This window comes from Variovorax sp. GW821-FHT10B04, from assembly GCF_059415645.1.
Map to the genome: position 1 here is coordinate 577,714 of NZ_JBWKNQ010000004.1, position 19,772 is coordinate 597,485.

Here is a 19,772-nt window from a genome sequence, read left to right on the forward strand (position 1 = left end):
CATGCGCTCCATGGCCTGCCGGCCACCCTTCACCCGCATCGCTTCGGTATCTCCTCCGCATCTCACCAGGACCTCGTCATGCCCACTGTCTTGAAGTCACTCGTCCTCCTGCTCGCCGCCGCCGGCCTGGTGCCGCAGACGCTCGCCCAGCCCGCCACGCCGGACAAGGTGAAGGTCGGCTTCGTCACCGACATGTCGAGCCTCTTCGCCGACATCGACGGAAAGAATGGCGCCATTGCGGTCCAGATGGCGATCGACGACTTCGGCGGCAAGGTGCTCGGGCAGCCGATCGAGCTGCTGAGCGTCGACCACCAGAACAAGGCGGACATCGCCGCGTCCAAGTCGCGGGAGTGGATCGACACGCAGGGCGTGACCATGCTGCTGGGCGGCTCCAACTCCGGCGCGGCGCTGGCCATGGCCAAGGTGGCGCAGGACAAGAAGCGCGTCTTCATCAGCATCGGTGCCGGCAGTCCGGCGCTCACCAACGAGCAGTGCAGCCCCTACACGGTGCATTACGCCTACGACACCGTGGCGCTGGCCCGGGGCACGGGCGGCGCCGTCGTGGAGGGCGGCGGAAAGACCTGGTACTTCCTGACGGCCGACTATGTGTTCGGCCAGGCCCTGGAAGCCGATACCGCTGCCGTGGTCAAGGCCAAGGGCGGTACCGTGCTCGGCGCGGTACGGCATCCGCTCAACGCATCGGACTTCTCGTCCTTCCTGCTGCAGGCCCAGAACTCGAAGGCACAGATCCTGGGGCTGGCCACTGCCGGCGGCGACGCCATCAATGCCATCAAGGCGGCGAAGGAATTCGGCATTTCGAAGAACATGAAGATTGCCGCACTGCTGGTCTTCATCAGCGACTTCCACAGCATGGGACTCAAGAACACGGAAGGATTGCTGTTCACCACCAGCTGGGACTGGAATCTCAATGAGCAGAGCCGCGCGTTCGGCCGTAAGTTCTTCGAGAAGACCAAGCGCATGCCGACCGACCTGCAAGCCGGGGACTATTCGGCAACGATGAACTATCTCAAGGCGGTGAATGCCGTGAACACCACCGATGCGGACACCGTGATGGCGTATCTCAAGAAGACGCCGATCAACGACTTCTATGCCAAGGGCGTCATCCGCCCCGATGGCCGGATGGTCCACGACATGTACCTGATGCAGGTCAAGTCGCCGGCCGAGTCCCGGGAGCCCTGGGATTACACGAAGCTGGTGAAGACATTGAATGGCAACGACGTCTTCACGACCCGGGCCGAAAGCCGATGCGCACTCTGGAAATAGCGCAGGGACACGGCTGACGACCTCCCGGGTTACTTTCGCCGATCGAACCAGTTGCCCAATGCGTGCACGGCCTTTCCGAGCGCCGAGGATGCCGGCCTGGCCTTGCGGTATTCAACCGACAGTTCGCTGCGTTGCGCTTCGGTCAATGCGGTCGCGGGCAGGGCGAGCAGCGCCTCGATGGTCTCGATCTGCCGCGCTGCCTGGCCCGACTGGCCATACGCGCGCGCCAGGCCGATGCGGACCTTGACCACCTGCGCCGCCATGTCGACATCGGTCTCTGCGCCGCAGACTTGCAGGAAGGCCTCGCCGCACGCCACGGCTTCGGCAGGGCGGCCCGCATTGCGCAGCCGGTAACAGCGGTTCACGGCGGACTTCGCCGCTTCGAGACGGATGGCGACCTCGGGCGCATGCATGCCGGTGCGCATGACTTCCTCGTACAGGGCGAGCGCACCGTCGAGGTCGCTGTCGGCGATGGTGATGGCCTTGCAGTAGCGCGCACTTGCGACCCGCTGGCGCAGGTAGGCGACGTCCGATGCCTGCCAGCGCGCGATGATCCGATCGTAGGTCTGCACTTCTTCGTCATGGCGATCGAGCTTGTCGAGCTGCACGGCCCGGTTGGACATGGCGAGCGCCACGTCCTTCTCCACGCTGGTCGACAGGTCGTCGCCGTAGCGCGCGATGATCTCGTCGTTCACGGCCAGTGCGGCCTCGCGCTGCGCCAGGCGGCCCAGGCTGTAGCCCTTGCGCACCATGGCATCGAGGCACTGGCGGCGCAGCTCGGGATGCAGCGATTCGACATGCGCATTCAACACTTCGTCGTAGCAGGCGATCGCATCGCGGTGCCTGCCCTCGACCGCCAGCACGCGGCCGCGCTCGATGGCAGCACCGATCGCGTCGCGCTGCGCCAGCGACAGGTCTTCGTACTGCGCGCCATAGTCGACCGCCACGCCCTGGCGCTGGAGCCGGTTCAGGCAGGTCAGGCGACTGGCCGCGGCCTTGGCCAGGGTGTCGCGCATGTCGGCGCTGGTGGCCTGTGCAAAGCGCGCGATGAGCGCGTCGTAAGCCACCAGCGCGTCGGCTTCGCGGTCCATCAGCATCATCAGCACATAGCCCTGATTGAGCCAGGCCTTGGCCGTGAGGGCCTCGATCGCCGGACTCGTGTCGGCCGCGAACGCCCGCAGGTAAGCGGCGTAGGCATCGACGGCCTGCGCAAAGTGCAGTCGCTCGCGCCAGTTCATCGCGAGCACATAGCACGCATTCGCCACGATGGTCCGGATCTCGGACGACGGGTCCGCCGCGAAGCGGACGCGCAGCGCGTCGACCGCCTCGGCATACCGGGATTCGGCATCGGTCACGGCGACATCGATCACGGCACCGGCCTCGTCCCGGCCGTTCTGGCGCGGATGAGGATCCGGCGCCTGGTCGTTCCACAGGTCGGCCCGCAGGTCCATGGCCTGTGCGATGGTTTCGCGCCATCCCTCGTCGTCGTCTGCATCGTCCGCGGCGGCGTGGGCGTCGAGCAGATCGTCGAGCGCAGCCAGCGCGGCATCGGCACGACCCAGCCTGCGCAAGGCCCAGGCCTCGCGCAGCCGCATGCGCGCAACGAGCGCCTGCAGCGGCGCGCCCGCTGATTGTCCGAAGCGCGCGAGCAACCGCCGGTAGCCGGTCAACTCCTCTTCGGTGTCTTCGACCGATGCCAGGCGGTCGAGCATGGCAAGCACGACCTCCCGCTGGACGCGTTCATCGGGATGCCCGGCATACCGCGCCCATTGCCGTTCGGTCAACTCGTCGGCCATGGCCATGTCGGCGGGCGCTTCACCGCGCGCACGCAGCACGCCAGCCTTCACTCGCAGGGCCTGGTTGACGCAGCGCACGACGATGGTGTCGGTGCTGTTCTCGTGGCTGGCCAGCAGCGCGTCGCAGGCGTCGATGACTGCGGTGTCGGCCTCGATGCCGCCCTCTTTCAGCAAGCGGTCGCGCTGCCGATCGAGCAACCGGTCGGCCTGCGCCAAGGCGAGCGTCTGGCGAAGGCCCGGGTGCACGGCGTCGGCACAGGCCTGGGTCAGCGCTTGAAGCGCATCGCGGGCCTCGTCGTGGCGGCCCAGGCGCTGGAGCAGCCTCGCCTTCGCATGGAGCGCGTCGGCCCCCTGCTCCTGCAGCGCCGGCGCGTCCGCACCGAGGAGGTCGTCATGCAGCGACGTGAAGCGGGCCAGGGCGTCGTCGTGGTAGTCGAGCTGCGCGAGCAGATGGGCCTGCCGGTTGCGCGTACGCGCCACCACGACGCGCGTTGCCGGCCAGTCGTCGCGGCCGAAGCGATCGATCAGGCGCTGGCAATGCCGCACCATGTCGACGCGGGCGAAGGTGGCGCCAACGCCCGAGCGCCATGTCGCCTCTTCCAGGCCGGCGACAGCGACCCACTCGCGCAGCGCTGGCGCCGTCGCACTGTCGAAGCGCTGCTGCACGGTCTCGAGCAAGGCCAGCGCGGCTTCGACCTGGCCCATCTCGGCCAACGCCGCGGCCTTCTCGCACAACGCACGCGCGATCCAGGGCCAGGCGGCCGGCGCGGTGGCCGAGGTCGCCCCCGAAAGGCGCGTGGCGATGGGCGTCGAATCCGGGTCGAAATGCGCGCACAAGGCCTCTGCGACGGCGGGTATCTCGATGGTTCGGCCAAGCGATCGCAATGCGTCGATCCGGCTGAACCAGGCCGACGCCAGGTGTTCCTGCAAGGGGATCGACGCCATGCCGGTGGCGTCGGACAGCGGCAGCAGGCGCGCGATCACGGCGTCTGCATCGATCAGCGCGACCTCGGCGAGGCGACGCGGATCAGGTTCCTGGCTCAACCGAGCGGCTTCCAGATCGGGACTTCAGGCTCGGGATAGTGCACGGGGCGATGCTGTTGTACGAGCGATTGCTGCTGGCGTTGCCGCTTCATCTGCCGGGGCTTGAGCTTGATTGCGCGTTCCGAGTGCTGCGTTTTCGACATCGTAGGTTGCTGAGCTTCGATTTTGCGATTGAGCCACCGTCCCGAGACAAGCCATGTCAGCCAGCGCCGCAACCCGTGCGAAAGGACAAAAGCCGCATTCCTTCCTCGGTTGTCAGACCTCTGGCGAATTTCCCATGGGGTTATCAGACGACAGACAACATGCCACAACAAATCCATCCGTGTGCGCAATCAGGGTAAACGTGACTAGAACGCACGGACAAACCACATCTCGGCCTGCTCGTCGGGTGGATCGAAACCACAATCGCGCCTCACGAAGATCGCCTGCCCCAGGATTCGCCGAGGGTGCAGGCATGCAGAACAACACAAGGGTCCGGCACGATGCGGCTACGCAGTTCAGGGTTTTGCGCCTCGGTTTTTTGGGGGGCGCTGGGGCTGGGTTTGGCCGCTTTCATGGGAGCGGCGCACGCACAGGACGCACGGCCGGATGCCGGGCAGATCGAGAAGGGCCGGCTGCTGGCGGTTGCGGCCGACTGCGCGGCATGCCACACGGCACCGAAGGGCGGCGCCTCTTTCGCCGGCGGCTATCCGATCGACTCGCCGCTGGGCGCGATCTATGCGTCGAACATCACGCCGTCGAAGTCCGACGGCATCGGCGACTACACGCTGGACGATTTCCGCCGCTCGCTTCGCCAGGGCATCCGCAAGGACGGCGCGCACCTGTATCCCGCGATGCCGTACACGTCGTACACGCAGCTCAGCGACGACGACACCGCCTCGCTCTATGCGTACTTCATGCATGGCGTCGCGCCGGTCGACAAGCGCGCACCTGAGACCGCGCTGCCCTTCCCGTTCAACCTGCGCTTCTCGATGGCGGTGTGGAATGCGCTGTTCCTGAAGGACCAGCGCTTCGTGGCCGATGCCTCGCAGTCGGCCGAGTGGAACCGGGGTGCCTATCTCGCGGGCGCGCTCGCCCACTGCAGCACCTGCCACACGCCGCGCAACGCGATGATGGCCGAGCAGGACGGCAAGGCCTTCCTCTCGGGCGGATCGATCGGCCCCTGGTATGCGCCGAACATCACCTCCGACGCCACCAGCGGCATCGGCGCATGGAGCGAAGCCGAGCTGGTGCAGTACCTCAAGACCGGCCGGGTGCACGGCAAGGCCCAGGCCGCCGGCCCGATGGCCGAGGCGATCGAGCACAGCCTGCAGCATCTGCCCGAGGCCGATCTGAAGGCCGTCGCGGTCTACCTGAAGCAGGTGCCGGCCGTGGCAAGCGCCGAAGCCAAGCCGCGCTTCGCCTACGGTGCGGCGTCGAACACCGAGGTCGATCAGCGCGGCCTCACGACCGGCGTCGACCCGGGCTGGCGCGTGTACAGCGGCAGCTGCGCCCATTGCCACCAGGAAGGCGGCGCCGGCACCCCGAACGGAAACTACCCCTCGCTGTTCCACAACACGGCGACCGGCGCCGACCGGCCCGACAACCTGATCGCGACCATCCTGCATGGCGTCGACCGCACGGTGGACGGCCAGCCGCATTTCATGCCCGCCTTCGGCGACAAGGCTTCTTTCACCGATCGCCTGAGCGACCAGGAAATCACCGACGTGAGCAACTACGTGCTCGGCCACTACGGCAACCCGGCGGTGAAGGTCAGCCTCGGTGACGTGCAGGCACTGCGCGCCGGCGGCAAGCCGCCCCTCATCGTGCAGATGCGTCCGCTGATCGTGCCGGGCATCGTCGTGCTGATCGTGGCACTCATCCTCATCGTGGCCCTGCGTTCGCGCAGCCGTCGCCGCGCCCACTAGGAGCACCGACCATGTCGAACCCCACGACCGCGGACCGCACCGCCAACGTCTTTCCCGTCGCGTTCCCGATCTCGCGCCGCGCGCTCCTCGGCACCGCCGTGGCGGCGGGCGCGGTGCTCGCCATCGGCGGCACCACGGTCCTCGGCACCACCAACGCCTTTGCGGCGGACGCCGCGTCGACCGAGTTCCTCCGGCTGTCGGAGTTCCTCACCGGCGGCCAGCCGCTCGCGGCCGGGCTCGCCACGCGCTACCAGGCGTCGCTGGCGCGCCTCGATCCGAAGTTCGCCGCTGCCGCGGCCGAGCTGCAGCGCTACGTGAACGATGCCAAGGCATCCCACATCGACGAACTGCTGGCCCGTCCGGACCTGAGCGACCCCCTGCGCAAGACCATCACGCAGATCGTCTCGGCCTGGTACCTCGGCATCGTCAACAACGACACCGACGTCGAGCTGGTCAGCTACGCCGACGCGCTGATGTACCGGCCGACGGCCGATGTCCTGGTCATTCCCAGCTACGGCGGCGGCCCCAACTCGTGGGGCGAGAAGCCGGCCAACCTGTCGACGACGCCGAATAAAGAGATGCAACGATGAGCGGCAAAGAGTTTGATGCGGACCTGATCGTGATCGGGTCGGGCGTGATGGGCGGCGTGATCGCCAACCGACTCGCGAAGGCGGGCAAGTCGGTGATCATCCTGGAAGCCGGCCCGCGGGTGAAGCGCGCCGACATCGTCGAGACCTACCGCAATTCGCCGGTCAAGCTGTCGCTGGCGAACATGAAGGCCCAGGGCTCCGGGTCGCCCTTCCCCAACCCGCCGCACATTCCGTCGACCTACGGCAACTACCTGCAGCAGGTCGGCCCGGTGTCGTACCCGACCAAGTACCTGCGGGTGGTCGGTGGCACCACCTGGCACTTCGGCTCGGCGCTGTGGCGGATGATTCCGAACGACTTCAAGCTGAAGACGCTCTACGGCCGCGGCCGCGACTGGCCGATCAGCTACGACGAACTCGAACCCTATTACTGCGAGGCCGAGGCCGAGCTGGGCGTGTCGGGCGTCGACGGCCAGGACGAGAGCGGCCATGGCGGCCCCGCCTGGCCCCCGCGCTCCAGGCCCTTTCCGATGAAGGGCCTGAACGAGCCGTACTTCATGACGCGTGCGGCCGAGATGCTCGCGCCCGGCGGCTACAACCCGGTGATCGAGCCGCATGGCCGCGCAACGCGCCCCTACGGCAACCGCCCGGTCTGCGCCGGCAACAACAACTGCAACCCGGTCTGCCCGATCGGCGCCAAGTACGACGGCTCGATGCACATCGACGAAGCCGAACGCGCCGGTGCCAAGCTGCTGGACAACGCGGTGGTCTACAAGATCGAGGCCGGCGACGACGGCAAGATCACGGCGGTGCTCTACAAGAAGCCCGACGGCAGCTCGCACCGACTGACGGCGCGCCACTTCGTGCTCGCCGCGTATGCGATCGAAGGGCCGAAGCTGCTGCTGATGTCGACCTCGGAGAAGTACCCGAACGGCATCGCCAACTCGTCGGACCAGGTCGGCCGCAACCTGATGGGCCATACCGGCATCAGCATGAACATCATGATGAACGAGGACGTCTGGCCGGGCCAGGGTCCGACCGAGCTGCTGGTGTACCTGAACTACCGCGACGGCGAGTTCCGCAAGGACATCCCGAGCTACAAGACCAAGTTCCGCAACACCGTGCCGAGCTCGCAGATCGCCTCGTCGCTGCTCGCCAAGGGCGTGCTGGGCAGCAAGCTCGACGCGGAGATCCGCCGCCAGTCGGCACGCTCGCTCAACGTGGCCGTCGACTTCGAGACCGAAGCGCAACCGCAGAACCGCATCGTCCCCAGCAAGACGAAGAAGGACGGCATCGGCCTGCCCGTGCCCGAGATCTACTACAGCGTGAACGACTACTGGAACGCCGGCCGGGACTTCGCGCTGAAGGACCTGGCGCGCATGGCGCAGTTGATGAATGCCGACGTCCTGAACGTCGACACCAAGCACCAGGACCGCCAGCACATCATGGGCACGACCATCATGGGCGACGATCCGAAGAACTCGGTGGTCGACCGCGACTGCCGCACGCACGACCATCCGAACCTGTTCATCGCGGGCACCGGCGTCATGCCCTCGGCGTCGTGCATGAACCCGACCCTCACGGGCGCTGCCCTGAGCGTGCGGATCGCCGAGACGCTGATCAAGGAGATCTGAGCGGCGGCGGCTGAACCTGCGGCCCGGCAGCGGCCGTCGTCGACCAGCGGTCGGCGCAGTCGACCGCCTGCAGCGGCCGGCTGAACAGGAAGCCCTGCGCATAGCGGCAACCCACCGCTTGCGAGAACGCGCGCTGCGCCGGCGTCTCGACGCCTTCGGCGATGACCTCCAGGTCGAGGTCGTCCGCCAACTCGCAGATGGCGCGCACGATCACCGCGTTGCGCGGATCGTCATGCTCCGCGCGAATGAAGGACTGGTCGATCTTGATCTTGTCGAACTCGAACCGGCGCAGGTAGCTCAGCGACGCGAAGCCCGTTCCAAAATCGTCCAGCGCGATCTGCACGCCGAGCCGACGCAGGCCGGCGATGATGAAGGCGGCCTCGTTGTGCACCAGCACGCTCTCGGTGATCTCGAACACGATGCGCTGCGACGCGACGCCGAAGCGCGTGATCGACCGTTCGACGAACTCGCCCAGCGTCGCGTCGGTGAACTGCCGCGCGGACAGGTTGATCGAGATGAAGATGTCGTCGGGCCAATCCGCTGCCGCGCGCAGGGCTTCCTCGATCACCCAGCGCCCCATCGCGACGATCTGCCCGCTGCTTTCCGCCACGGGGATGAACTCGGCCGGCGACACCTGTCCCATGTCGGCGTGCATCCACCGAAGCAGCGCCTCGAAGCCGACGGTCTTGCCGTCGCTGATCTCGACGATCGGCTGGAAGCGCAAGGTGAACTCCGCGCGCGGCAGGGCGCCGATCAGCCCTCGACGCAGGCTCTGCTCGCGCAGGGCAAGGTCGCGCATGACCGGGTCGAAGGTGCGGTGGCAGGCGCGTCCGGCGCCCTTGGCCGCATAGAGCGCGATGTCGGCGCCCTTCAGCAACATGGCGGGGTCCTCCGAATCTCCGCAGGTCTTCACCGCGATGCCCATGCTGGCGCTCGCATTCAGCCGAAAGTCGCCGACCTCGAACGGCACCGCCAGCGCCTCGGCGATTTCCTCGCAGCAGGCCTCCGCGCGGCGCTCGACCTCCTTGCCGAAGAAGACGATCGCGAACTCGTCACCGCCCAGCCGGGCGAAGAGTTGCGAGCCCTGCACGGCCGCCGACGTCCGGGCCGCAAACTGGATCAGGAAGCGATCGCCGGCATCGTGGCCCAGCCGGTCGTTGATGTCCTTGAAATGATCGACGTCCAACAGGACGATGGCACATGCACCGGCCACCGGGCGGCTCGCCAAGGCCGCGTTGAAGCCGTTCCGGTTCAGCACACCCGTCAACGCGTCGTGGCGCGCGTCGTGGTCCGACCGCCGATTCAGGCGAAGCACGAAGCCGACGAGAGCCAGCCCGACGAGAAGAAGCATCACGACCATGGCGGACACCACCGCGACGACGCGTCCCAGGTTGCCCTGGTTCTGCGCGATGCGGTCGGTCAGCACGCTTTGCGTGCTCGACGCCAGGCGAAGCATGCGGCCATTGAGCGGCAGCAGTTCGTTCATGACCTGCCGCGCGATGGCCGGGTTGTCCATGTTCGCGAGCTCGGTACCCACACGCCCGACCGCCGCACTGATCGCCGCGTACTCCTCCGTGCCGCCGGATACATGCCCGAAGGCGCTGAACGTGTCGCTGTTGTCGATGACCGCCAGGCGATTGAGCAGTATCTGGTACCGCAGGTCGACTTCGGCCTGGCTGGTGCTGGAGTCCCGGAGAAAGCGGTCGGAGACGGCGACTTCGAAGCGGAACAGCTCCGCGGACAGCTGCCCGATCTCGAGCGTGGTGTTGAAGCGCGTCGATTGCGAAGTCCACATCAGGTAATTGGCCAATGTGACCGTCACCGCGATGACCAGAACGACCAGTGCGACCGCCGTCAGGATGAGTACGTTGCGGAAGCGTCGCATGGGCCGAGGATGCGGCCGGACTACAGCACGTCGATCTGACACAGTTGCCAGACCGAATGAAGATAGACGCTGTCGGTGCGCAGCTTTGCGTCGCTGTCGAAAGGGAACACGACGAAGATCGGACCCTTGTCGGAGATCGGCAGTGCGACCCCGTCCCTTGCGATCGCCAGGAGCGCGCCGTTGCCGACCAGCTCCTTGATGTCGGCAACCACCGCGTAGTCGTTGAGCGCGAGGAGCCGCACCTTCGTGCCCTTGGCTTTCAACAATGAAAGGAATGTGCCGAGCGCCACGCCGCTGTAGGTGGCTGGCAGTTTCTGCCACGGCGTCGCCGTCTTGAACGAGGTCTGCGGCATGGCCTGCAACGCCGCCAGATCGAAGCGCCGGTTGCCGCCTGCATCGGCGCCTTCGATGGCACCTCGCACGGTGAGGATCGGCGCAGCGGCAAGCGCAGGCACCGCCAGAGAGCCCGCTACGAGGCCGGAACACCGCGCGAGAAAACCCCGCCGGTTGACAGTGCGCATCATCGAATTCTCCCAGCGGACGGACACGGCCAGGTCCGCTCGCACCAGCAGCCCAACCGGAATCGGATCAGTGGTCGGCTGCAATCGACACGGGTCTGATCTCGAATTATTCTATCTTTGCGGATCCCGAAAATCGCCAGGCATACGGCCACAAGTTGCAACCAACGGACAGGCCGATCATCGATCGTGCATGGCACCCGCACAGAAGCCACGCACCACCTTCAAGGCCGCGGACTCGCTCGCGCCTTCGAGCGTCACGAAGGCAAACTGCGAACGGATCTTCAATGCGGGCACGAGCGGCAGCTCGACCACCGAGCCCTCGTCCAGCTGCGTGCGTGCGACCTCGAGCACCCCGAAGAAGATCGCATCGCTGTTGCGTACGGTCTCGATCAGGCACGCCGGCTCTTCGGACTGGAACTGGAGCGCATCGGCGAGGTGCGCGGGCCGACCGAAGTGCTCGTCGAGCTCCTGCACGATCTCACCACTCAGCCCCAGCCCGCTGGCCGCCAGCGGAAAGCCCTTCAGCTGCGACAAGCCGATCTTCTTCAATGCCAGCAGCGGATGGTCCCGCCGGCAGACGAAGCCCAGCCGCATCTGCGGAAAGAACTCGATCTCGAGATCGTCGTGCGGCGCAATAGTGCGCCGGTGCATCACCAAGGCGTCCGCCGAGCGCGCACGCAGCGCCTGCAATTGCTGCTCGGGTGGCCCGCCGAACAGTTGCAGGCGGATGCGCGGATAGCGCTCGACCATGTGCCGCAGCAGGGGCACCGACAGCATGGCCGCCGGCGCGGGACCGAGCCCGAGGCGAACCGAACCGGTTTCCAGCTCGGCCAGCAGCTGCACGCTGCGCTTGAGTTCGGAGACCTCCAGCCGGATGCGGCGTGCGCGCAATGCGACCAGCCGGCCGACCGGCGTGAGCTCCTTGCGCTTGCCGAGCCGGTCGATCAGCGGCGCACCCAGCTCTTCTTCCAGAGACTGGATGCTGCGGCTCAGTGCCGGCTGGGTGAGATGTACCTGTTCGGCGGCGCGGCTGAAGGAGCCGGTCTCTATCAGCGCAAGAAGATGGTCGAGTTGCTGGAGGTTCATGAGGTCTTCAATGCCGCTTGCGTCAAGCCCGAGGAGGCCATTTGCATGATTCTGAGTAATGGGAATTTAAAAAACAATGCATTGGACGCTCGGCGAGGTCGTTCGTACATTCCATCCACGCACCGTCGAGCCGGCCTTCGCTCCCGCTTCTTGTCTCTTCCGTACGCCATGCACCTATCAAGCCTCACGACCCACCGCCCTGCGCTGTCCACACTTGTCCTGGCCGCCGGCATCACAGCCGCATCCGCCGGGGCGCAACAGGCTTATCCGACCCGTCCGATCACGGTGGTTGTACCGGTGGCCGCAGGCGGGGCTGCCGACGCATTGGCACGCGCCTGGGGTAGCCAGGTCGGCAAGTCGATCGGCACGGCCGTGGTGGTCGACAACCGGCCCGGCGCCAACGGCAGCGTGGCGGCGAGCTATGTCGCCAAGCAGCCCGCCAACGGCTACACGGTGCTGTTCGGAAGCACCTCGAACATGTCGCTCAACCCGTTTTCGTACAAGACGCTTTCCTATGACCCGGTGAAGGACTTCGACCCGGTGCTGATGCTGGCCGGCACCAGCCAGGTGCTGATCGCCAATCCGGCGGCGGGCATCCGCTCGGTCGACGATCTGGTGAAGCTGGCAAAGGCGAAGCCGGGCGAGCTCAACTATGGTTCGGCGGGCAAGGGCAACTCCACCCATCTCAACGTCGAGTTCCTCGCGCAGCACTACGGCATCCAGATGACCCACGTGCCCTACAAGGGCGCGGCGCCGGCCATGATGGGCCTGGTCGCCGGCGAGGTCCAACTGACCGCCGACGCCATCACCAGCGTGGTGCCGCAGGTCAAGGCCGGCAAGGTGGTGCCGATCGTCGTCTTCGGCGCACAGCGCTCCGCGGCGCTGCCGCAGGTGCCGACGGTCTACGAAGCCGGTCTTGCCGACTTCCCGGCCGGCGGCTGGTACGGGCTCATGGTGCCCAAGGGCACGCCCCGCAACGTGATCGACCTGCTCAACGCCGAGACGCGGAAATTCTGGGCCGACCCCGCGATCAAGGCGCAGATGGACGCGCTGTACATGGACCCGCCGACGGCTTTCGGGCCCGACGCCGTGCGGCAGACCATGCAGCGCGAAGCCGCGGTCTGGGGCCCGGTCATCGGTCGTCTCGGCATCCAGAATGACTGAGCCGCTGCTGCGCGCCGACGCACCGGCCACCGCGCTGGCCGAGCCACGAGAACATCTCCCGCGCGGCGAAGACTTCCTGTTGTGGTCGCCCTGCCTGCAGGCCTATGGCTACCGCATCGTCGACCGGCTCTTCGCCACCCGCACGATCCGTCGCGGCCCGGTCGCGCGCCCGCTGCCGCGCGGGCCGGCCTGCGAACCGGGCTGGTCGATCGACGGCGAAGCACGCGATGTCGAGACCTTCATGGACCGCAACAGCGTGGCCGGACTGCTGGTGATCCGCCACGGCCAGATCGTGCTCGAACGCTACGGCCTCGGCCTTCAGCCGCAGGACCGCTGGAGCACCATGTCGACCGTCAAGTCGATGACCTCGATGCTGGTCGGCGCGGCCCTGCGGGACGGCGCCATCGGCAGCATCGACGACCCGCTCACGCGCTATATGCCGCAGTTGGGCGGCTCGGGCTACGCGCAGGCCACCGTGCGGCACCTGATGACGATGTCGTCCGGCGTGGCCTGGTCGGAGATCTACACCGACAAGAACTCCGACGTGAACCGCTACAGCAAGTCGCTCGCGGACAAGGTGCCCGGCGGCGTCCTCGCCATGCTGCGCGAACGGCCATCGGCCCACGCGCCCGGTACCGCATGGCACTACAACACCGGCGACACCTACCTGCTGGGCGCGGTGATCTGCGCCGCGACGGGCGGCACGCTCGCCGACTACATGTCCGACCGCATCTGGCAACCATGCGGCATGGAGTTCGATGCCTACTACACACTCGAGTCCGAAGGCGGCCAGGAGATCGGCGGCAGCCGGGCCGGCATGACGCTGCGCGACATGGGCCGCTTCGCCCAGCTGGTGCTCGACGACGGCAGGATCGGCGACACGCAGGTGCTGCCGCCCGGCTGGGTCGACCTGGCGACGGCGCGCGCATTCGACATTCCGGCGACCTTCAACGCCACCCACCGCCAGGCCTTGGGTATCACGGGCTATGGCTTCGGCTGGTGGCTTCGCGACGACGGCGCGGTGCTGGCCATGGGACATTCGGGGCAGCGCATGTTCATCGATCGACGTCGCGGGCTCGTGTTGGTGAACCTCGCCGCCTACCCCGAACCGCGCTACCTGAGCGCCGTCGAACATGACCGGGATGCGGAACTCGCCGGTCTGATCGAGGCGGTCGGCCGCATGTGAGTGCAACGGGGCGGCCGGCGTTCGCGCTGGCCGACGGCTCCGGGCACACTACGAGGAAACCGCCCGATGGCGAGCGGTCGGACCTCAGGCCACGCATGGACAAGCCGCTTTCTTCTCCCTCCCAACGTTTGACGCTCGGCAAGGTCGTGCCCGCGACCTGCCTGTTGCTGCTGCTGCATTTCGGTCAGGACGTGCTCAGGCCGATCGCGATCGCCGGTGTGCTGAGCCTGGTGATCGCGCCGCTGGTGCGCAAGCTCGGCCGGCTCCGCCTGGGCCGCACGCCGGCGACGCTGGTGTCGGTGGTGCTCGTGGCGGTCTGCGTCGTCTGGATGAGCGCGGTGCTGACGCTGCAGCTGGTCGCGGTCGGTGCGGACTTCCCGCGGTACAAGGCGGCCATCACGTCCAAGGTGGAGTCGATCCGCGAGGTCACGGTGCGCCCGTTCGAACGGCTCGAAGCCGAACTCAAGGGCGTCGTGCCGCAGAACGCGCCGGCTCCAGCCACCGCCGCCTCCTCACCCCGTTCGCGGGCGAACGCCAACGCCACCTTGCCGAACGAGCCGCTGCCGGTGCAGATACGGCAGTCCGCGCCGACCGCCGGCGACATCGTGTCGAGGCTGCTGTCGTCGGTCTGGGGGCCGGTGGGCGAGGCCGGCATCGTCTTCGTGCTGCTCATCTTCATCCTGCTCGAACACGAGTCGCTCAGCGACCGGTTCATCCGGGTGATCGGCGTGGCCGAACTGGGGCCGACCGTTCAGGCGCTGAGCGAGACCGCGGACGGCGTGTCCCGGTTCTTCCTGTCGCAGTTCGTCGTCAACGCCACCTTCGGCGTGGTGGTCGGGATGGGGCTGTGGCTCATCGGCGTGCCGCATGCAGCGCTGTGGGGCTCCATCGGCGCCTTGCTTCGCTTCATTCCCTACGTGGGCGTGCTTGCCGCGGCGGCGCTGATCGCGGTCTTCGCGGCGGCCGTCGATCCGGGCTGGTCGCTGCTGCTCTGGAGCCTCGGCCTCTTCGCTGCGCTGGAGCTGCTGGTGGCGCACGTCGTCGAGCCGCAGGTCTATGGCCACAGCACCGGACTGGCGCCGCTCGCGGTCATCGTCTCGGCGCTTTTCTGGGGCGCCATGTGGGGGCCGGTCGGGCTGCTGCTGTCGACACCGCTCACGCTGTGCATCGTGGTCGTGGGCCGGCACGTGCGCGCCATGGAGCCTTTCGCCATCCTGCTGACCGAGGCGCCAGGGCTCAATGCGGGACAGCGCTTCTACCAGCGCGCGCTGTCGGGCAATCCGGCGGCGATCATCCAGGACGCCCACGCCTACCTGCGCCGCGCCGGCTTCGCGAAGTACTGCGATCACGTGCTGCTGCCGGGCCTGTCGCTCGCCGCGGCGGACTTTCGCGCGGGACGCATCGACGATCGGCAGCGCGAGCGCATCAAGACCATCATGTTCCGCCTGCTCGAGAACCTGGCACGCGCCGAATTCGGCCGCCGCACCCGGCGGCGGCGCTCCACGGTTTCGCTGTCGGAGGTGAACGTGGGCGCCCATCTCCGGCAGATCCGCGAATCGCGGCTCGGCCCGTGGCAGGGTTCGCTGGACGTGCCTTCGCGTTCGGTCGTGCTGTGCGCCGGCTTCGGCACGGAGCGCGACGACCTGCTGACCGAGCTTCTCGTGCAGGCGCTCCGCCGGGACGATGTCGACGCCCGCAGCGTGTCGCTCCAGCAGCCGCAGGACCCGTCGATGTCGGACAAGTCGGCGCTGGTCGGAACGCTGTTCCTGGTCTATCCGACCGCAGAGACGCTGGAGGCGTGGCGCTCCGCCGCGGCACAGCTGCGTGCGTCGATGCCGCAGGCCGTGCTGGCCACCGTGCGCCTGCCGCTCGACGACACGGCGGCGCCGGAGGAGGCCTGCCGCGGCGAGGTGGACCTGGTGCTGCATTCCTTCCTGGAGGCCGAGGCCCTCGTCCTGCGGGGGCTGAAGTCGAGCTAGCGGCAGCTTCCCTGCAGGCCGTTGCGGATCGCCGCGCCCAGGACGATGCGCGGTTGTCCGACGGCCCCTACATTCTTCTGGAATGTATGTTCCTCGTCCCAAGCCACACAGAGGATGAAGAACATGCACCCGCCGCCTTCCGCACTGCTGCCACTGCCCACGACGCATGGCCAGGCCGACAGATCCGGTAGATCCGAAACACGCGCTCGCTCGGTGACCCGCCTCACCGCGCTCGCCGCCTCGCTCGTCGCCATCGGCTTCGCGGCCACGCCGGCCGCCGCACAGGTTTCTCCCGCACTCGACCGCGTGAGCATCTCGGTGGGTGGCTTCCATGCGGAGCCGACCTTCGGTGCGCGCGCCGACACGCCCTACGGCACGCTCGATTCAGGCAACGTCAAGCGCGACGCCGTCACGATGCCGCGGCTGACGATCGACGTGCTGCTGTTCGACAGCCAGGGCTTCTCGTTCGACTACTACCGCTACGACAGGACCTACTCGGACAGCGTCAACGGCAGCTTCGCGCTGGGCCAGAACCAGTTCGCGGGTTCCGCCGACGCGAGCCTGCGGACCCAGCTCGAGTTCGGCAAGCTGGCCTACAAATGGTGGCTGGGTTCGGGCAACACCGTCCTCGGCCTGGGCGCTGGCGCGGCTTACTACCGCATCGATCTCGATGCGCGCGCGACGGCAACGGTCAACGGCGCGTCGGCGAGCTACGCGGCCAGCGCCAGCGAAGACGCCATCGCGCCGCTGCTGGAGGTCGGCGTGCGCCATGCGATCACCCCCGATCTGCGCCTTTTCGCGGATGCGTCGGGTGTCTGGAAGAACGGTGGGAAGCTGCACGGCAGCATCTACAACGCGGCGCTCGGGGTCGAATGGTTCCCCATCAAGAACGTCGGCCTGGTCCTGTCCTATGGCGTCAGCGACATCGACCTGAAGCGGGACGACGACATCGACACCCGCCTGCGCGTCAAGCTGCAGGGGCCGAGCGCCTTCATCAAGGCGCGCTTCTGACCGGCCGCCGCGCCGGCCCCGGCCCTCGCGCACGAAGCGTGGCGGGCTGAAAACCCAGGCCCAGGAGCTGCGCACACAGCGCGCCCCGGCCGGTCTTGATCAGGTCGGATTCGGCGGGGTGCATCACCCATCACCCAGCTCTCGATCAGAGCTGCTCAGCCCGGCGGCAGATGCACGGTCAGGAGCTCGAGCAGCACGGGATTCGGCTCGTGCCCGACGCCCGGTGCGATGTCCAGCGTGACGCTGGCGCCCAGCTGCGACAGCCTCGCCTGCGCGGCCTGCGCCAGTGCCACCGGCATCACCGGGTCGGCCGTGCCATGCAGCAGATGGATGGTCGCGTCGGGCCGGCGCTCCGGCAGCGTTGCGAAACGACCGGCGATGGCGACGATGCGCGACGCCGGCGCCGCGGGCAGCCGGGTCGATTCGAGCGCCATGATCGCGCCCTGCGAGAAGCCGGCGATCCAGGTGCGCTGCGCGTCCACGCCGGCCGTCTGTTGCCAGTGCTGCACCGTGGCGATGAAGCGCGGCATGGCCGCGTCCACGCGGGGCTGGCGGCCTCCCTCGGTCACGCCGCGCACCGAGAACCATTGCAGTCCGTTCGAGATGTCGGATGGTTCTGGCGATGCGACGCTCACCACGAAGGCGCCGCTGTCGCGGCTGGCGAACCAGCGCGCAACGCCCAGCATGGATTGCGGCACGGAGCCGACGCCATGCATCAGCAGCACGAGTCGGGTGGCGGCGCCCTCGGGGCGCTGAACGAGGATGGAATCGAAGGACATGGCGTTTTCCTGATCGGGATGTATCTGGACGATGCTCAGGCGGCGTGGGTGTCGGCGGCAGTGGCCCGCTCGGTGGCGTGCGCGGACTGCAGGTCGCCGAAGACATAGCCTTCCATCGACAGCACGCCGTAGGTCACGCCGCCGTCGATCACCTCCACCGGTTCGCCCGCGCCGCTGGCGCCGGCCGCGACCAGCAGCGGCAGGTAGTGGTCGTCGGACGGATGGGCGCGGTGGCTGTGCGGCGCACCGCGGAAGTCGACCAGCGCCGCATCGTCATGGGCCACGGCGGCACGGCGCGCCCACTGCACGAATTCATGCACGTAGCCTTCCGGTGTCTCGGTTTCGGACTGGCGAAACTCGTAGAGGTTGTGCGTGAGGCTGCCCGAGCCCACGATCAGCACGCCACGGTCGCGCAGGGGCGCCAGGGCGCGGCCCAGGGCGAGCGCATCGGCCGCACGCAGCTCGATCGGCAGCGACAGCTGCAGCACCGGCAATGGCACGTCCGGCAGCATGTGCAGCAGGGGAACCCACGCGCCATGGTCCAGGCCCTGGCCGCTCGACAAGCCCGCCGCGAGGCCGGCCTGCGCCAGCTGGGCGGCCACCTCTTCCGCCACATCGGGCGCGCCTGCGGCGGGGTATTGCAGACGGTAAAGCGGTGCGGGGAAACCGCCGAAATCATGGATCGTCTCCGGCCGCTCGGCCGCGCCGATGCGCAGGCCGCGCGTGCGCCAATGCGGCGACACCACGAGCACGGCACGCACGCCAGGCAGTGCGCGGATGCGCTCGCCGACGGCTTTCAGCAAGGGGCCGGCCCGGCCGGGTTCGAGTGCGAACGTGGGTGCGCCGTGCGAGAGGAAAAGACTGGGCAGTCGCATGAGACTCCTTGAGACGTGGGGAAGACGGGTGTGACAGCAGGACCGCGCACTGTATTGGTTATCCACGTGTCGATAAAGCCAGATACTCGGCACATATTGTTTTGAAATTCGAGACTATGGATGTCCTGCAAGCCATGAAGACCTTTGCGGCGGTGGTGGAGGCCGGCAGCCTGGTCGGCGCCGCCGATGCGATGGCGCTGTCGAAGCCGTCCGTATCGCGCCACGTCACCGAACTGGAAGCGCATCTCGGCGTGCGACTGCTGCAGCGCACGACACGCCGCCTGTCCCTCACCGATGAAGGCCAGACCTACTACCAGCGGTGCAAGGAGGTGATCCAGGCCGTGCAGGACGCCGAAGCCGAGGTCGGCTCCAGCGCCGGCCAGGCGCAGGGCCGCCTGCGCATCGGCGCGCCACAGACCTTCGGCGCACTGCACCTGGCCGCTCTCTGGGGGCGCTTCGCGCAGGAGAACCCGCGGGTCACGCTGGACATCGTGCTGTCGGACCGGGTCGTCGACCTGGTCGAGGAAGGCTACGACCTGGTGGTGCGCATCGGACGGCTGTCCGACTCCAACCTCGTCAGCCGCACGCTGGCGAGCACGCGCATGGTGCTGTGCGCGTCGCCGCATTACCTGGCCACGCATGGCACGCCCACGCATCCGCACGAGCTCGCGCGGCACGACGTCGTCTCTTACAGCTATTGGTCGTCCGGAGATCTGTGGCGTTTCACCGGCCCCGATGGCGAGGTGGCCGTCCGCACGCGGGCGCGCATCCAGGCGAACAACGGCGACACCTGCCGCGCTGCGGCGCTGGCGCACCAGGGCGTGATCCTGCAGCCGGACTTCCTCGTGCAGGACGACCTTCGCGCCGGCACGCTGGTCGCGCTGATGCCGGGCTTCCGCGCAGCCGAACTGAGCATCTGCGCCGTCTACCCGACGCGCAAGCAGCTGCCTCTGAAGGTGCGTCGGCTGTTGGACTTTCTGGTGGAGGCGATGCGGGTGCCGCCTTGGCAGACGGCGCCTGCGGATGGCGGCTGA

16 protein-coding genes are annotated in these 19,772 nt (G+C 67.7%); 9 read left to right on the plus strand and 7 right to left on the minus strand.

Annotation, left to right across the window (positions count from 1 at the left end; genetic code table 11):
* Positions 1–78: 78 nt before the first annotated feature.
* Positions 79–1,284, plus strand: coding sequence for an ABC transporter substrate-binding protein (locus AC07PZ_RS13775; RefSeq protein WP_495295655.1), 1,206 nt, complete (start codon positions 79–81; stop codon positions 1,282–1,284).
* A 29-nt stretch (positions 1,285–1,313) separates the two neighbouring features.
* Here AC07PZ_RS13775 and AC07PZ_RS13780 read toward each other — a convergent pair whose 3' ends face one another.
* Entirely contained in the window at positions 1,314–4,124 is a 2,811-nt protein-coding gene (locus AC07PZ_RS13780; protein WP_495295656.1) for a hypothetical protein, read from the minus strand.
* Positions 4,125–4,678: 554 nt separating this feature from the next.
* Between AC07PZ_RS13780 and AC07PZ_RS13785 the strand changes: the two genes are divergently transcribed.
* Genes AC07PZ_RS13785 through AC07PZ_RS13795 form a run of 3 tightly spaced genes read left to right on the plus strand, consistent with a single transcriptional unit; the run spans position 4,679 to position 8,252 of the window.
* The gene (locus tag AC07PZ_RS13785; protein WP_495295657.1) at positions 4,679–6,031 is read left to right on the plus strand and encodes a cytochrome c; all 1,353 of its coding nucleotides are present in this window, start codon (positions 4,679–4,681) and stop codon (positions 6,029–6,031) included.
* An 11-nt stretch (positions 6,032–6,042) separates the two neighbouring features.
* Complete coding sequence (locus tag AC07PZ_RS13790) at positions 6,043–6,621, plus strand: sugar dehydrogenase complex small subunit (protein WP_495295658.1); 579 nt, start codon at positions 6,043–6,045, stop codon at positions 6,619–6,621.
* Positions 6,618–8,252, plus strand: a complete 1,635-nt coding sequence (locus AC07PZ_RS13795; RefSeq protein WP_495295659.1) for a GMC family oxidoreductase — start codon at positions 6,618–6,620, stop codon at positions 8,250–8,252. Before AC07PZ_RS13790 ends, AC07PZ_RS13795 begins: the two co-directional genes overlap by 4 nt.
* Here AC07PZ_RS13795 and AC07PZ_RS13800 read toward each other — a convergent pair.
* The 3 genes from AC07PZ_RS13800 to AC07PZ_RS13810 all read right to left on the minus strand — a co-directional run bounded on the left by AC07PZ_RS13800 (position 8,239) and on the right by AC07PZ_RS13810 (position 11,744).
* Positions 8,239–10,137 (minus strand): putative bifunctional diguanylate cyclase/phosphodiesterase, encoded by a 1,899-nt coding sequence (locus tag AC07PZ_RS13800; RefSeq protein ID WP_495295660.1) that lies wholly within the window; start codon positions 10,135–10,137, stop codon positions 8,239–8,241. The genes AC07PZ_RS13795 and AC07PZ_RS13800 overlap by 14 nt on opposite strands.
* A gap of 20 nt (positions 10,138–10,157) precedes the next feature.
* Positions 10,158–10,742, minus strand: a complete 585-nt coding sequence (locus AC07PZ_RS13805; protein ID WP_495295661.1) for a putative pterin-binding protein — start codon at positions 10,740–10,742, stop codon at positions 10,158–10,160.
* A 93-nt stretch (positions 10,743–10,835) separates the two neighbouring features.
* Positions 10,836–11,744: a LysR family transcriptional regulator gene (locus AC07PZ_RS13810; RefSeq protein WP_495295662.1), complete on the minus strand. Its 909-nt coding sequence runs from the start codon at positions 11,742–11,744 to the stop codon at positions 10,836–10,838.
* Between the two features lie 168 nt (positions 11,745–11,912).
* On the opposite strand from AC07PZ_RS13810, the gene AC07PZ_RS13815 reads away from it, so the two are divergent.
* From AC07PZ_RS13815 to AC07PZ_RS13825, 3 genes are all read left to right on the plus strand, one after another.
* Positions 11,913–12,908: a Bug family tripartite tricarboxylate transporter substrate binding protein gene (locus tag AC07PZ_RS13815; RefSeq protein WP_495295663.1), complete on the plus strand. Its 996-nt coding sequence runs from the start codon at positions 11,913–11,915 to the stop codon at positions 12,906–12,908.
* Positions 12,901–14,094: a serine hydrolase domain-containing protein gene (locus tag AC07PZ_RS13820; RefSeq protein WP_495295664.1), complete on the plus strand. Its 1,194-nt coding sequence runs from the start codon at positions 12,901–12,903 to the stop codon at positions 14,092–14,094. The genes AC07PZ_RS13815 and AC07PZ_RS13820 overlap by 8 nt, the downstream gene beginning before the upstream one ends.
* Positions 14,095–14,222: 128 nt before the next feature.
* Positions 14,223–16,073, plus strand: a complete 1,851-nt coding sequence (locus AC07PZ_RS13825; protein WP_495295665.1) for an AI-2E family transporter — start codon at positions 14,223–14,225, stop codon at positions 16,071–16,073.
* On the opposite strand, the gene AC07PZ_RS13830 is transcribed toward AC07PZ_RS13825, so the two are convergent.
* A complete protein-coding gene (locus AC07PZ_RS13830) occupies positions 16,070–16,198 on the minus strand; it encodes a hypothetical protein (RefSeq protein ID WP_495295666.1) in 129 nt (42 codons plus the stop codon). The genes AC07PZ_RS13825 and AC07PZ_RS13830 overlap by 4 nt on opposite strands.
* An 88-nt stretch (positions 16,199–16,286) precedes the next feature.
* Between AC07PZ_RS13830 and AC07PZ_RS13835 the strand changes: the two genes are divergently transcribed.
* Positions 16,287–17,084: a hypothetical protein gene (locus AC07PZ_RS13835; RefSeq protein ID WP_495295667.1), complete on the plus strand. Its 798-nt coding sequence runs from the start codon at positions 16,287–16,289 to the stop codon at positions 17,082–17,084.
* Between the two features lie 155 nt (positions 17,085–17,239).
* Here the strand turns inward: AC07PZ_RS13835 and ypfH are convergent, their stop codons facing one another.
* Both ypfH and AC07PZ_RS13845 read right to left on the minus strand, forming a co-directional pair.
* Positions 17,240–17,863: an esterase gene (ypfH, locus tag AC07PZ_RS13840; protein ID WP_495295668.1), complete on the minus strand. Its 624-nt coding sequence runs from the start codon at positions 17,861–17,863 to the stop codon at positions 17,240–17,242.
* A 35-nt stretch (positions 17,864–17,898) separates the two neighbouring features.
* Positions 17,899–18,738, minus strand: coding sequence for a dioxygenase family protein (locus AC07PZ_RS13845; protein ID WP_495295669.1), 840 nt, complete (start codon positions 18,736–18,738; stop codon positions 17,899–17,901).
* A 116-nt stretch (positions 18,739–18,854) separates the two neighbouring features.
* Here AC07PZ_RS13845 and AC07PZ_RS13850 point away from each other — a divergent pair, with 116 nt between their 5' ends.
* Positions 18,855–19,772, plus strand: coding sequence for a LysR family transcriptional regulator (locus AC07PZ_RS13850; protein ID WP_495295670.1), 918 nt, complete (start codon positions 18,855–18,857; stop codon positions 19,770–19,772).